This window comes from Staphylococcus sp. GDY8P126P (genome assembly GCF_017891965.1).
GTDB lineage: Bacteria > Bacillota > Bacilli > Staphylococcales > Staphylococcaceae > Staphylococcus > Staphylococcus saprophyticus.
Genome location: NZ_JAESKG010000004.1, coordinates 60,131 through 74,803, shown reverse-complemented (window position 1 = coordinate 74,803; position 14,673 = coordinate 60,131). Strand labels below are relative to the sequence as shown.

General features: G+C 31.9%; 15 protein-coding genes. 5 read left to right on the top strand and 10 right to left on the bottom strand.

The window, feature by feature from the left end; translation table 11 throughout:
- Window positions 1-57: 57 nt before the first annotated feature.
- Together KA893_RS14235 and KA893_RS08580 are read right to left on the bottom strand one after the other, a co-directional pair.
- Entirely contained in the window at window positions 58-192 is a 135-nt protein-coding gene (locus tag KA893_RS14235; RefSeq protein WP_002482511.1) for an HAAS signaling domain-containing protein, read from the bottom strand.
- Window positions 185-508, bottom strand: coding sequence for a PadR family transcriptional regulator (locus KA893_RS08580; RefSeq protein ID WP_002482510.1), 324 nt, complete (start codon window positions 506-508; stop codon window positions 185-187). Before KA893_RS08580 ends, KA893_RS14235 begins: the two co-directional genes overlap by 8 nt.
- Before the next feature lie 281 nt (window positions 509-789).
- Between KA893_RS08580 and gltS the strand changes: the two genes are divergently transcribed.
- A complete protein-coding gene (gene gltS / locus KA893_RS08575; protein ID WP_041079166.1) occupies window positions 790-1,998 on the top strand; it encodes a sodium/glutamate symporter in 1,209 nt (402 codons plus the stop codon).
- A 406-nt stretch (window positions 1,999-2,404) separates the two neighbouring features.
- Here gltS and fni read toward each other — a convergent pair whose 3' ends face one another.
- Both fni and corA read right to left on the bottom strand, forming a co-directional pair.
- Window positions 2,405-3,448: a type 2 isopentenyl-diphosphate Delta-isomerase gene (gene fni, locus KA893_RS08570; RefSeq protein ID WP_048787062.1), complete on the bottom strand. Its 1,044-nt coding sequence runs from the start codon at window positions 3,446-3,448 to the stop codon at window positions 2,405-2,407.
- 66 nt (window positions 3,449-3,514) lie between these two features.
- Window positions 3,515-4,462 (bottom strand): magnesium/cobalt transporter CorA, encoded by a 948-nt coding sequence (corA, locus tag KA893_RS08565; RefSeq protein WP_069838160.1) that lies wholly within the window; start codon window positions 4,460-4,462, stop codon window positions 3,515-3,517.
- A 137-nt stretch (window positions 4,463-4,599) separates the two neighbouring features.
- Between corA and KA893_RS08560 the strand changes: the two genes are divergently transcribed.
- Together KA893_RS08560 and KA893_RS08555 are read left to right on the top strand one after the other, a co-directional pair.
- Window positions 4,600-5,076 carry a thioesterase family protein gene (locus tag KA893_RS08560; protein WP_069838161.1) on the top strand — a complete coding sequence of 159 codons (477 nt, stop codon included), beginning with the start codon at window positions 4,600-4,602 and terminating at the stop codon, window positions 5,074-5,076.
- Between the two features lie 8 nt (window positions 5,077-5,084).
- Window positions 5,085-5,495 (top strand): hypothetical protein, encoded by a 411-nt coding sequence (locus KA893_RS08555; protein WP_002482505.1) that lies wholly within the window; start codon window positions 5,085-5,087, stop codon window positions 5,493-5,495.
- A gap of 194 nt (window positions 5,496-5,689) precedes the next feature.
- On the opposite strand, the gene KA893_RS08550 is transcribed toward KA893_RS08555, so the two are convergent.
- A complete protein-coding gene (locus KA893_RS08550; protein ID WP_041079174.1) occupies window positions 5,690-6,592 on the bottom strand; it encodes an alpha/beta hydrolase fold domain-containing protein in 903 nt (300 codons plus the stop codon).
- Window positions 6,593-6,842: 250 nt separating this feature from the next.
- Between KA893_RS08550 and KA893_RS08545 the strand changes: the two genes are divergently transcribed.
- Window positions 6,843-7,478: a hypothetical protein gene (locus tag KA893_RS08545; RefSeq protein WP_002482503.1), complete on the top strand. Its 636-nt coding sequence runs from the start codon at window positions 6,843-6,845 to the stop codon at window positions 7,476-7,478.
- Window positions 7,479-7,574: 96 nt separating this feature from the next.
- Here the strand turns inward: KA893_RS08545 and KA893_RS08540 are convergent, their stop codons facing one another.
- Both KA893_RS08540 and KA893_RS08535 read right to left on the bottom strand, forming a co-directional pair.
- Window positions 7,575-9,470 carry a DHA2 family efflux MFS transporter permease subunit gene (locus KA893_RS08540; RefSeq protein WP_069838162.1) on the bottom strand — a complete coding sequence of 632 codons (1,896 nt, stop codon included), beginning with the start codon at window positions 9,468-9,470 and terminating at the stop codon, window positions 7,575-7,577.
- A gap of 12 nt (window positions 9,471-9,482) precedes the next feature.
- A complete protein-coding gene (locus KA893_RS08535; protein ID WP_011302500.1) occupies window positions 9,483-10,130 on the bottom strand; it encodes an HlyD family secretion protein in 648 nt (215 codons plus the stop codon).
- Window positions 10,131-10,259: 129 nt separating this feature from the next.
- On the opposite strand from KA893_RS08535, the gene KA893_RS08530 reads away from it, so the two are divergent.
- Complete coding sequence (locus KA893_RS08530) at window positions 10,260-10,808, top strand: TetR/AcrR family transcriptional regulator (RefSeq protein ID WP_037537839.1); 549 nt, start codon at window positions 10,260-10,262, stop codon at window positions 10,806-10,808.
- Window positions 10,809-10,892: 84 nt separating this feature from the next.
- Here KA893_RS08530 and KA893_RS08525 read toward each other — a convergent pair whose 3' ends face one another.
- From KA893_RS08525 to KA893_RS08515, 3 genes are all read right to left on the bottom strand, one after another.
- Window positions 10,893-12,116 (bottom strand): putative multidrug effflux MFS transporter TcaB, encoded by a 1,224-nt coding sequence (locus KA893_RS08525; protein WP_041079179.1) that lies wholly within the window; start codon window positions 12,114-12,116, stop codon window positions 10,893-10,895.
- 210 nt (window positions 12,117-12,326) lie between these two features.
- Window positions 12,327-13,712: a membrane-associated protein TcaA gene (locus KA893_RS08520; RefSeq protein WP_011302497.1), complete on the bottom strand. Its 1,386-nt coding sequence runs from the start codon at window positions 13,710-13,712 to the stop codon at window positions 12,327-12,329.
- Window positions 13,713-13,989: 277 nt separating this feature from the next.
- Window positions 13,990-14,454: a MarR family transcriptional regulator TcaR gene (locus tag KA893_RS08515; protein WP_041079181.1), complete on the bottom strand. Its 465-nt coding sequence runs from the start codon at window positions 14,452-14,454 to the stop codon at window positions 13,990-13,992.
- Between the last annotated feature and the right edge of the window lie 219 nt (window positions 14,455-14,673).

Sequence of the window (14,673 nt, the reverse complement as noted above, 5' to 3'; positions counted from 1 at the left end):
AGCATTTGCATTTAATTCTTTCGCTAATTGTCTCGGATTGCCTAATTCATCAGCGATTTATTCTTCGGTTTTTCCTTCTTGTAATCCACTATAAAAATGCGTGTCATATTCATTAATAATATCCTGTCGTTCTGTATCATCTAAATTTTTCAAATGTTTATTTAACTGTTTAAGGTATGCTACTCTATTCATTTGATTCGCTCTCCCTTATAAATTGATTAACAGCACCTGAAAAAGCTTGCCATTCATCTAACAGCAGATTTAATCGTTGTTCACCTTGGTTAGTGATTTGATAGTATTTTCTTGCTGGACCTTCCGTCGATGGTTGATAATAAGTTGCTAGTTCTCCACTTTTCACTAATCTTCTGAGCAATGGATACACGGTGCCCTCAGCTATCGTCATATATCTTGAAATATTTTGTACAAGCGAATAACCGTACTGATCATCTCGTTTAATGATTAATAAGACAATTAGTTCGAGCGCACCTTTTTTGAATTGACTGTTCATTGAAGCCCTCCTCATCGGAAAACCAGTACTATGTATAGTACAGTAGTTTACGCTAAAAATATAACATACACTACTGTACATTGCAAGGTAGTGATCAATGTTTTTTCTCCTTTACTATATAGGTTGTTTAAATTGGCAACTATTGTTTTATTATAGGTCAAACTATCATTATAGTTTTAAAGAATGTATAATGATGCTTGTATATTTTTGTAAACGTTTACTTAATATGAACTCATATTTAAATAATTACATAAAGTTAATGAAATAAAGGGGGTCTATTAATGCTAGAGTTAGATGCAATTACCACTTTAGCACTTGCAAGTATTTTATACTTACTTGGTGTATACATCGTCAATCACGTAAATATTTTGAAAAGATTATGTATACCAGCGCCGGTAATCGGAGGACTATTATTTGCAATTGTTGTCGCAATTTTGAAGTCAGCAAGTTTGTTAACAATCAAATTAGATTCAGAATTTATACAGAATTTCTTTATGCTCGCATTTTTCACAACGATTGGCTTAGGCGCTTCGCTTAAACTACTAAAATTGGGTGGTAAAATACTTATATTTTACTTTATCTTCTGTGGCATATTAGCAATTTGTCAGAATTTAATAAGTGTTTCGTTAGCAAAAGTACTCAATATTTCGCCATTACTTGGCTTAACTGCGGGTTCTATGTCAATGGAAGGCGGTCATGGCAATGCAGCTGCATATGGACAAACGTTACAAGGCATAGGTGTCGATTCAGCATTAACGGCAGCATTAGCCGCAGCAACACTGGGTCTTGTCGCAGGTGGGTTAATTGGTGGCCCTGTAGTGAAATTTTTAATTAATAAATATAACTTAAAGCCTGAACAAGCAGAAGAAACTACGCAAGATTATTCTGAAAGTGATAGAAACGAATACTTACACAATCGAATGGCGCCTACTACCGTATTTTTACTACAATTTACAATTGTAGCTATTTGTATGGCCATTGGATCCTATTTAGGAAACACATTTACCGATTTAACAGGTATCAATATCCCTATTTATGTTGGTGCAATGTTTGTCGCTGTCATAATCAGAAATATCTCAGAATACAATAATCTAAAAATAATTGATATGAAAATCGTTGATCGTATCAGTGATGTATCACTTAGTCTATTCTTATCCATTGCTTTAATGAGTATTCAACTTACTGAAATATATCAATTAGCAATACCGTTAATCATCATCGTACTAGTTCAAGTTTTATTTATTATTCTGTTCTCAGTCATCGTATTATTCCGTGGCTTAGGCAAGAATTACGATGCTGCAGTTATGGTAGGCGGTTTTATTGGTCATGGTTTAGGTGCAACTCCAAATGCTATGGCAAACTTAGATGTTATCACTAAAAAATATGGCGCATCTCCTAAAGCATATCTCGTAGTACCAATTGTCGGTGCATTCTTAATTGACCTACTTGGTGTACCAATAGTGACTATATTTATCAATGCCTTTAAATAGATAACTTACAAATAAATTTTAGTAGCACTTATTAAGCTTTTTTGAAATATTTTTAGAAATGACAATTATTTTGTATTGAGCGCTTTTATTATTTGCTTTATTTAATACAATAAATACCAATCATGTTTATTTTATATACTATTACATTGATAGTGATTTATGCCGAAATTGTGAGTATAGTACTTGTTGAAGATTATATGCTAAGACAGTATCCGTGAAAATTATGGGTAAAAAAACTGCCAACAAAATCAAAGATTTTGTCGACAGTTTGTATCAAGTAATTTAAGTGTTTGTATAAGTACTTGTCATTTATACACCAATCCCTTATCACACATTTAAGCAAGCCGAGCATTTTTGCCGTGGCTTGCTTAATTTCGTTTTATTCTATTATTTTGAACTTTTCAAATTATCTGATGTCTAAACCTCTTTGTTCAATCCATGACTGTAATTTAGGACTAAATACCATTTGCGTTTGTTTTAAATCTTTTATTGTTTTGACATCAAGCATGGTCATAATCTTCTTCATATGATCTGTAAATTGTTCAGTATAATTAAGTGTTTCAGTAATACCATAGTTTTCAACTTGATTTAAAAATGGGCGTGACATCCCGACTGCGCTTGCACCCAATGCCAAACATTTAACTGCATCTAAAGGTGTTCTTACACCACCACTGGCTAAAATATCCATATCTTGTTGATATGAAGCACTTTCCAACAGTGATTCAACTGTTGTTTGTCCCCATAATCCTAAATAATCCATATCTTTGTATGTGCGTCTTTCATTCTCAATATCCACGAAATTTGTGCCACCTCTACCGCTAACATCGACGTAACGTACACCGATTTCATTGAGGCTCTTAATAGTTTCCTTACTCATACCAAATCCTACTTCTTTTACAATCACTGGCACGTCTACGCGTGAAACGATTTGTGCTAAGTTTTCCATCCAAGTAGAAAACGTTCTATTACCTTCTGGCATTACAAGTTCTTGTGGAGCGTTCACATGAACCTGCAGTGCTTGAGCATCGAGTAATTTTACAGATTCAACCGCTTTATCTACAGGGACATCTGCACCAACATTACTGAAAATAATACCATCCGGATTCGTATCTCTGACAATACTGAAAGATGATGCCATTTTACTATTTCTTAATGCAGCATGTGTAGAACCAACTGCCATAGCGATACCAGTTTCACGTGCTATTACAGCCAATTTTTCATTGATTTGCTTCGTCCATTCACTACCACCAGTCATAGCATTGATATATAAAGGTTGATCTAGTGTGAAGTCTTTTAACTGACTTGTTAAATCAATATCATCGACATCGACACTAGGAATTGAATGATGTACAAATCGTATTTCGTCAAAATCAGAAATCGTGGCATCTCCTTGTGCCATCGCAATTTCTACATGTTCATTTTTTCTTTGTTCTCTTTTATTATCGCTCATCTTTTGCTCCTACTTTCAATCATTTTATAATGCTTTGATATATTAAATAATGTCTTAAATTACATACTAAAACCATTTTTCTTTTTTAAAATAATAAATACATCCTGCACTAATCGCCAACATAATACCTAATACAATATAGTAACCATAATGCCACTTTAACTCAGGCATATTGATAAAGTTCATGCCATATATACCTGCAATTAACGTTAATGGTAAGAATATCACAGATACTAGGGTCAGTATTTGCATCACACTATTCATTTTAAATGAGGTATAGGACGAATAATTATCTCTTATTTCAGTTGTCACTTCTTGTGCAGTTTTTAAAATACTTTGTTGTTTAATAATATGATCCTCTATATGTTGAATATACATATGATTTTTACTATCTACAAGTAATAGCTTACTTTCTTTAATATTATCTATTAATTCGTTCATAGGGTATATAATGCGTTTCAATTTAATAATGTCACCACGAATTTTAAATACATCTTCCATGATACCTTTAATGGATTGACTGTTTAAATTTTGGTCTTCGAATTCAAACACTCTATCTTCGATGTCATAAATGTGTTTAAAATAATCATCTACCAATTTATCTAAAATATACAGTGCCACATCAGACGTATCTAAATCTTTATTAAATTGATGTTTAATCATTTGTTCTACATCTTCTAATATTGAAAATGGTTTGTGATGGTATGTAATCAAAATATTATCTTTGATAAACAAATTTAACGCTTTATCCCTATTAAAAGGGGTATCCATACTATGAAAGACGAGATATTGATATGTTTCATAGGCCTTATATTTTGCTCTCGGTGTCCCTTTTATCGTATCTTCAATTTCAAGTTTATTAAATTTAAATTGTGATTGTAATACTTCGTTTTCAGTTTCCGTTGGGTCATTAAAATCATACCAAATCAGCGTAGCTTCTTTTGGTATTTCATTATAGTGAGCTACCTGAACGAAAGGTTGTTCAGAAGTTTGATATTTAATCGTTATACTCATTATTCCCCTCCCGAAATCGTTTCCTTTATTTTACCATGAAATAGTATGTGTGTATGTTTTAGATTTATTTCGTTAAGCATACTTTAAAACATGTTAAACTTTAATTATATATTTTCAAACTTTGAGGAGTTGTATTCATGAAAAATCCTTTCACAGTGATTCAGCAAGTGAACGAAGATATGATTGATCACAATGGTCACATGCATGATGCTCATTATAATATGGTCTTTAGCGATGCCATTAACCAATTCAATTATCAACACGGATTATCCCTGGAAGAGCGTGAAGCCTTAAACTATACACTATTTACAGTTGAAGAACACACGGCCTACCTTTCTGAATTAAAGAAAAACGAACGCTATCACATTACCATCTATTTATATGATTATAATGAAAAAAGCGTCCATTTCTTTTCCATAATGACAAATGAACATGGTTCAAAAGTTGCTACGAATGAAGCACTCATGTTAGGTATTGATCGTGCAACTATTAAAACTGCACCTTTCCCAGAACAATTTGCACAAGCAATTATCAATTATTATGATAATCAACAATTAATTGAATGGCCAAAACAATTAGGCCATCGTATTCGGATTTCAAGAAAAGGAGTTTAGATATTACTATGACAAATCATATACATTCAGCAGTAGCATCACAATTGTATGATTTATTCGATGATACTAAATATGAATTAAGCGAATTAAATCAAAGTAAGCAACTTGTATTAAACGGACCAGACAATAAATTAATTAAACGTGGTTTAGATATCAGTTATTTACAAGGTCAGAAGAAAGCGATTGATGCCATAGATTCAATATTAAAAAATGATTCTGACGATGCAGCTTTCAAGCTTAATTTTACGGAATTTAGCACTCAAGTCATCAAATCATTCGAATCATCTGCAGCTAAGTTTAAAAGCCTTGCGCTACCCACCGAAGACTATGATGTAGTACTTGCACATCATTATTCATTAATGGGTCAAAAATTAATTATCGACACAGTTCACACAACGATATTAAACCAAACATTTTAATGACATGTGCAACAAACCTAATGTAGCGTAAAGCTATAAAACTATAATCACAACCTAATCACAGGTCGTTGTATGACAACCATATATGCATTTTGATTCGCTATTTCTAGCCATATAGCATTTTATTAATGATTATAAAAAAACAAGCTTTGACATCCATGTTTCAGCTTGTTTTAAAATATTTAGTTATCTGTTCATTCATCTTTTAACGTTTCTACGATTTGCTTAACCACTTTATGAGACTCTCTTATAGGTAATAAGGGGAAAGCATGAATCATTCTTTTATATTCATAAAAATGTATTTCTTGTGATTTATCTGCTAAAATATGTGCAAATCTTTGCATGTCTGGGAGGTAAATTTCGTATGCACCGCCAAACATATATATCGGTGGCAAATCTGTCAGTTCTCCATAAATTGGTGACACACGTGCATCGTCTAATGGCAGATTATGAGACCATATGTTTAAAATGCGTTGTACGCCATCTTTATTAACGATGACATCTTTTTTATCTAGTGATTCCGTGATACCTTCATTATCCAATTGGGCATCTAGTAACGGTGAAAACAAATATAATTTACTTGGTAAAGGGTGTTTTTTTTTCTTCAGTTGTTGCACAAAACTTAGTGCTAAAGCAGCACCAGTGCCATCTCCCATAATGACAATAGCATCACTATCCACTTCAGTTAGCAATTTATTGTACATCTCAAATATAGCATTATAAGTATCTTCTATATGAAACTCAGGTGTCTTTGGATAGATTGGCATGACAACTTCACTTAATGTACTTAATGAAAGCTTATCCATAAATCTCCAATGAAAAGCAGATGGCTGCAATGTATTATAACCACCGTGTATATAGAGTATTTTTCTTTCGTGGCTATGTCTAAAACGAAATCTAAAGACTTGCATATCCCCTAGCATTTGTTTATCTAAATCAGATTTAACATTCAATGTTTCAGGTTGTTTATGTTTTTTTTCATTAATTTTCTCGCGATTATTTAAAAATTGCTCAAAAGCTTCATCTGAACTAAAAATAATAGATCTATGAGGTAAGAGGTACTTATTCACAAATTTAGTTGTCAGTCTTGATTTCATTTATAATCCATCCAATCTAAGTTTATTCTCCAAGTATTTAGAATATTTCATTTTACTTACTAATCAAAATTCATAGTATGGTAAAATTAATACAATGACATAAAAATACAGTTATAATATAATTTGAGTTCCCTAATAATCGAATCTATCAATAACTAGTTATCACAGTTATTGCATATTATAACAAAATAGAAACAAAAGTCATAAAATATTTAGATGTAGCATTCTACAGTAATGAAAGGAGTATCCTATGGCAGAACAGAACCATCAATTTAAAGATTTTGAACATACCCTAACAAGTGAACCCATGCAACGTGGGATGCGTTTTGAAAAAAAGAAAAAGTCTTGGGTAAGTATGCTTATCCAGATTATTGTCCTTATTTTAATGGCCATAACGGGTTATAGCATGTTTAAGGAACCTATTTTTAATTTAGTCTTCGCGCAAGAGACAATCAATTTTCATAAACTCACTAATTTCCAAACTACTATAAATGATATTTCTAACTTAAATATTAATGTCGCCTCAATCGATAATTTACAAACGAGTATCGATCGATTAATCCTAGTATTTTACGTGTTCTTTATCGCCTGTATTTTAAGTTTAGTCTTAACTTTCTTTACTTTACTATTTAACAGAACCGTATTAAAAGTAGTAAATATGTTTGTCATCGCGATTATGTTAGTCATTACATTTGGTTTTTCTTATCTAATTAAAAATATTGCTTCTAGAATTTCAGACTCAATGAATCAATATTATATTTCAGTTAAACCTACCCAAATCTTAACTGAAGCTGATGCAATTCATAATGCTTTTACATTGTTAGGATGTAGTATCGCGCTCGTATTAATTAGCATGTTTTTCAGAAATCGTATAGTGCGTAAATAAGCTTATCGTCATCTATTTAAAAACATACTGTAAAAGAAAAAGCCGCTTCCAACATTTAAGTTGGAGGCGGCTTTTATGTTAATCAAAAAATATGATTTAATTTTCTTTAGACATATAGTGATCTTTACCTTTTAAGAATAAACTTAAAATAAATGCAAGTGCACTTAGCGCTGTTGCAATTAAGAATGCACTATTGACACCATTGATAGAAGCTAGTTTTTGAACAAATTCTAGCACTTGTGAAGTTGCCATTTGTTCGCCGCCTAACGCTTGCGCCATTTCTTGTAAACGATCTTTAATAAATGGGTTCGTTTTATCTAAATCTTGTGCGTAACCTGCAGCATATTGCGTTGTTTGTGTAGACATCACTGTCACTAATAACGCCGTACCAATTGAACCTGCAAGTTGTCTTAATGTATTTGATAAGGCATTACCATGTGCAATTAATCTCTGTGGTAATGCATTCATACCAGCTGTCATAATTGGCATCATAATAAAACTCATACCAAAAGAACGAATAATATAAATAAGCATTAAATGACCATAAGTCGTATTCATATTTAATTTCGTTAATTCCCAAGTAGCATAAGTCATGATTGCAGTACCTACTAATGCCAATGGTTTGATACCAATTGTGTCTAATAATTTACCAGCAATTGGACCCATAACACCCATAATCAAGGCACCAGGTAGTAATAACAGACCTGATTGAATTGGGGTAAAGCCTCTTAAGTTTTGCAAGTAAAGTGGTAAAAGAATCATACCACCAAATAAACTCATTGTAACGATCATATTGATGACTGTTGTTAACGTAAATCCTGAGTATTTTAATACTTCCATACTTAACATAGGCACACGCATTGTAAGTTCTCTGATGACAAATGCAATAATAAAGATAACACCTAATATTAAGGAAATGACTACGATAGGTGAACTCCAACTATTGTTACCTGCTTCACTGAATCCGTAAAGTAACGCACCGAAACCAATCGTACTAAAGATAATTCCTGGTACATCGGCTTTTGGATTTGTTGTTACTTGATATACTCTAAACCAAATATAAGCAATGGCTAAAGATACCAAACCAATGATGAACATACCATAGAACATAACATTCCAATGATAATTTTCAACAATATAACCAGATAATGTTGGACCAATCGCTGGTGCTAAAATCATAGCGATACCAAGCGTACCCATCGCTGCCCCACGTCTTTCAGGTGGGAAAATTGTCATAAATACATTTGTACCTAACGGCATTAATATACCGGCACCAATAGCTTGTAATACACGACCTACCATCATGATTGTAAATGATTCAGACAGTCCACAGACTAAAGAACCAATCGTAAATAATGTCATCGCAACTAAGAATAGCTTACGATACGAATATTTATTAAATAAGTAGGCGCTGACTGGAATTAAGATACCATTTACTAGCATAAATCCTGTCATTAGCCATTGACCCGTATTAGCTGAAATATTGAAATCTGTGTTTATCTTCGGTAACGCTACATTAAGTAAAGTTTGGTTTAATATAGCTATAAACATACCAAAGATCATCGCAATTAATACTTTACCTTGGGTCGTACCTTTACCAAACATAAATGTACTATGCTTTTCTTTTAATTTTTCATTTACTTTAGCTTCTTCTGAATTAGGATTGATCGCTTCATGATCTGAATCATCTTGTTGTTCTACTTCTGTATCATTGATATCAGTAGAAAATGTGTTTAATTCATCATTCTCATCATTATTTTCACGATCATCTTCGTTCGTTGCTTTTGACTCCTTGGATGATTCCTGAGAATCTTCCGTATCGTTCACTTTAAATTTAGATTGATAATTTTCATTAGAAACATGACTTTCATGCTTTGTTTGTTCCACTTGTTGATTTACTTTATTATGTTTTCTTTTAGTTAGAAAAACATTAAGTAACCCAACTAAAATGAGCGCTATGACTACGTAAATTATAATGAAGGTCATTGTCATTTAAAGACCCCCTTAATTTTTATGAATTTTAACTTCAGCGTTCATTCCTGGAACAACATTTTTAGATGGTTTTGAATCGAGTGAAATTTTCACAGGTACAACTTGAGATACTTTTGTATAATTACCATCAGTGTTTGATGAAGGCATCATTGAGAAACTTGAAGCTGTAGCTTTACCAACTTCTTCTACTTTACCTTTAAGTTCAGCGTCTTCGCCGTCAAGTTTTACATTTACATCTTTGCCTTCTTCAACATCTGCAATATCTTTTTCATCAACATTTGCAGTAATGTAAGAATCATCTAAATTATAAGCATAAGCAATTGGAGTCCCTGCTTGCGCCATTGAACCTTCCATACCATCTGTTTTTACGATTGTACCATCTTGTGGCATTTTAACGTCCATGTTTTGTGATTGGCCATCTTCACCTTTAGCTGCAATTTCTGCAACTTTATCACCTTTATTTAATTTTTCATTGTTTTTTACATCGAATGATTTGATTTCACCTGATGCTGGTGCAGATATTTTAATTTGTTCTCCATCTACTTTCGCATTATCAGTACTTACAAATCCTGTAGCTTGATTATAAAAATGGAAACCGACTACTCCTATAATCACAAGAACTACAATGGTAACGATGTTGATTAATACCATTTTTTTCATTACTCTTTCCTCCTATTTGCTTTTAAAATTCACTTTATATATTATAGATACATAACATTTAAAAAAACACCGACACTTCTATAAAATGTGTCGGGTAAGTTATTGTATGCAATTTTTGAAGGAGATAAAATGAAACAGAAAGCTAAAGAAAAAATTATTCGAAATATGATTACTTTGCTAGAAGAACATCCTTTTGAAGACATTACTATTAAAATGATCTGTGCTTATAGTGGCATTAATCGAACGACCTTCTACGATTACTTTGTAGATAAGTATGATCTTTTATCTACGATTCAAACATATCATCTTCAAAAATATAAAAAATTATTAAATGCACTATACTTCAGTTTCGATAAAAATGAAATTAATCATTTTAAACTCTATCAATTTTTCAAAGTCATATTAACTTATATTAAACGTCACTATGGATTTTTCCATGCCATATTTGTCTCACACCCTAATCGAGATTTGTTTACGGATTATGTAAAAATCACTAAAGAGACGTATACGAATATGCTTGTCGATTACACGACAATATTGAAGAAAAAACAATTTGTCACATATGCTATTGGCGGACAAATTGGTATTATATACTTTTGGATACGTGAAGAGTGTATCGAAACACCTAATGAACTGGCACAAATTTTACTAGCAAACGCTATAAAACTTAGACGCTAATATCATATGAGTTATTGCGCATAAGCATAACATTTTAAAATAATTAAAGCGGTCGAGACATGATACGTGTCTCGACCGCTTTAATTATTCAATACTATTTTTAGATGGTATATACTTAAACACAAAATAATTGATACATTGCAAAATAATGAGCAAAATACCAGCTATCATAATAATGGTAATATATGGTATATAACTGTCTTCACCCATCATGCCGACTAAAGGCGAAACAAGTCCACCTAATAAGGATTGAACTAATCCTAATAAACTAGATGCACTGCCGTTACCACCAGTGCGTTCATCCATTGCAATTGAAAAGCCTAATGTCGCCACACCAGTAACTGGTGCTACGAGAATAACAAAACCAATAAATAACAACCACATTGATAAATGCATGACTAGCGTCATCGATACGACTGCTACACCAATAATTTGTATTATGGTTAAAATTCTTAACAAAGTTAGTCGATCTATATAATCAACCATTTTACCAGTCAATTGGCTAGAAATAATCAAACTGATACCTATGACTGCAAACATAATACTAAATTGTTGCGCCGACATTTGATAAATACTTTGCGTAATAAATGGCGAAGCAGATATGTAACTAAACAACATAATAAATGTTACACCTTGAATCAACATTGGTAATACAAATCTGGGCGTAATTAATAATTGCTTGAAATTTTTAAATATACTACCAAGATGTGGACTGTCTCGTTCTTCTAATTCCAAAGATTCTGGTACTTTAAATAGTGAGCCAATGACCATTGAAACACCGAACAACGTTAAAATAACAAAGACCATACGCCAAGTAGCGAACGATAATATAACGCCACCTAGAGCAGGTGCTATGACCGGCGCTACACCATTTACTAGCATAAGTAAAGCTAAGAATTTTGTTAATTGCTTTCCACTATATAAATCACTAGATATCGCGCGTGATATAACTGCACCTGCACCGCCACAGAAACCTTGAACAAATCTTAGAGCAATCATGAGCCAAATATTATCGACGAAAATAATACCTATACTTGCCAATGTAAATAATGACATGGCTACAACAAGTGGCGTTTTTCTACCTATCGCATCAGAGATTGGACCAACAAATAAATTACCTAAAGCGAGACCAATCATAAATAGAGATAATGTTAATTGTGAATTTGAAGTTGTTGTACTAAAATCTGATTGTATTTGAGGTAAGCCAGGCAAGAACATATCAATAGATAAAGCGCCGATTGCTGTTAAAGCCCCTAAAATAATGACAAACAGTAATGATTGTTTGTGCTGCGTTTGTTTATTAGTCATTTAAGTTCTCCTAAAAATAATTCTATTCTTATCATTTTATACATATTAACACCATTATAGCTTTAACCTTACCACTTTTAAATACTTGCTTGTATATTCATTTCTCTATACAAAAAGAACGAGGTTAAAAGCACCTCGTTCTTCCTCATTCCAATTATTTAATATTATATGGTCTTACAATAATATAGACCAATTAAATACCTTTATTAATTACTCTGAATATTTAACTACTTTTAAATTATCTGCATCTCCATCACCTTGTAATTGATAGTCAACTTCTCCATATTGACCATTCTCTTTCAAAGCTTGTCCAGTTACATAAAATGTATTACCTTGTTTAATGATTTCTGTTATTTGTGGTTGTTGTATAAAGAATAAACGGTTTGAATTCACATCACTTTTAGTCGACTTATAGTTATCTGTGTTTTTCTTCAAATAAGATGATACTAAAGAAAAATCACTTTGACTATGTGCACTATTCATCGCTGTAGTGAAATTACCGAAAAAATTAGTCACCTTATTTCTAAAGCTATTCTCTTCTTTTTCTTTTTTATCTACATAGGATTGTATTTCATCATCATCAAAATTTAATGTTACTTTTGTTTTATCTTTTAGATTATCTGTTTTCACTGTCGTTTCAGCTGACTTAAATGTTTTCTTCTTAGCTTCGCCTTCAGCAGAAACAGTAATATCATTTGTTTTTGGATATGGACCAATCTCTTTTGCTTTAGCATAATCGTAAGTTTTATCGTTGATTTTTACTTTTACAGTGTCTTTATCTATTTCTGATGCGCCACTTAATTCAACTTGAATATATGCCTCGTTAAAATCTTCGCTGACATCTATCGTTTCATTATTACTATTATTAAAATTAAACTTTAATTGACCATCAAATTGGCCATTAGCCGTTTCTTTTTTAGTTTCTAGTAAGTAATCACCTGGAATAAATTTACCTATTGCTGTCGTTTTATTTTTTTCAGCAGTGACTGTTTTTTGTTTATCATCAGATTTAAATTTATATGTCGCATCATATTTAGGTTTGACGATAGCTTCTTTAGTAGGAGCCGTAAAACTCATGTTATCAAAAATTAAATAACGTCTTCCATTTTTACTAACTCTCAATACATTTTCTCCATTTTTAGCAGTGACAAAATCCGCTTCTTTGGTCTCGCTCTCATTTAACTTCTTGATTTTTTGATTCACATCTTTTACAAAGTTGTCCATCCCAACCTCATTTTTTATATATTTAATATAAGCGGTTGCTTCTGTCTCATCCACACTATTGTTTTGTGTACTTAGGATTGTAGAAAGCTTTTGTGTATCATTATTATCGACTGCATTTATAAGCAACTCTGATTGTGCTTCAGGCGAATTGAAGTTTTTTAATAAGAAGAAAATAATAATAAGTAAGATAATGATAAAGAATGCAATTCCCCAGGGGATAATTTTACGTGCTTTTATATTTGCGCTTTTTTTATTATCTTTTAATGAACGCGTGAGTTGTTCTGAGTGATTGTCAGTGACTTCATAACCACAATGGCCACACTTACTTTGTTTATCTCTCATATTCCCCCCACATTTAGGACATTTTCGCATTTTATCACCTCTTTATCTCTAAATTCATACATCATCACATTATTTTAACACACATTAAAATGAAACCATATGTAAGCTTGCTGTTGCTACTTTAATTAATCCAATATGCAAACATAAATTGCCTATTTTATTCTACTTACCTTATTATATGTAACGCATGCTAAAAATGATATACATCGTTAGTCCAATAACACGATTAAAGTAGCATTGACACAATAACGTCAATAATCAATATTTAAGATTGCTTTTTACTCATCGTATGTTACGTCAACTAAATTTATGCGTGGTTTTTTAAATTAAAATTCTTTAGTCGACGATCAATAATCTCGAGCACATATCTCGCCTGTTCGATTTCTTCATCTGACAAATCATGCAACATGTCACTTACGATATCGTTGATGATAGATTTACTTTCTCGATTAAATTGCTTACCTTTTTCCGTTAACTTAATATATTTTAAACGCTGATCTGTATGTGCTTCGGCTTTATCCCATTCTACAACTTCAGCTTGTATCAATTTTTTTATTCTTCGACTTACTGCTGCTTTATTAACCCCTTGTTTCTCTGTAATTGCTGTCAAAGTCATTGCTTTTTCATTTTCTAACATCAAAATCACGTTAGCTTGTTCTTTTGAAATTTTATATTCTTCTCTCAATGCTTTCAGTAACTTCGCCATCAATGTATTCACATCATCAATGAACTCTCCCATAAACTCAATATGATTACCTAAATTTTTTACCATACCTGCCACCTCAATGTTCCATTAAAAATCATTTAATTTTTGTTTTTTTTATATTATGTTAATGATATCAATATTTTATTATGTATAAAAGTTAAAACTCGCAACTTATACTTATATTAATTCATATTTTTACTTGGTTACCTTAGTATTAATAATTAAATTTGCTTATTTCGAAAGATTACACTACATTTAATATACTATAAAAATCGGAAGTGAGGC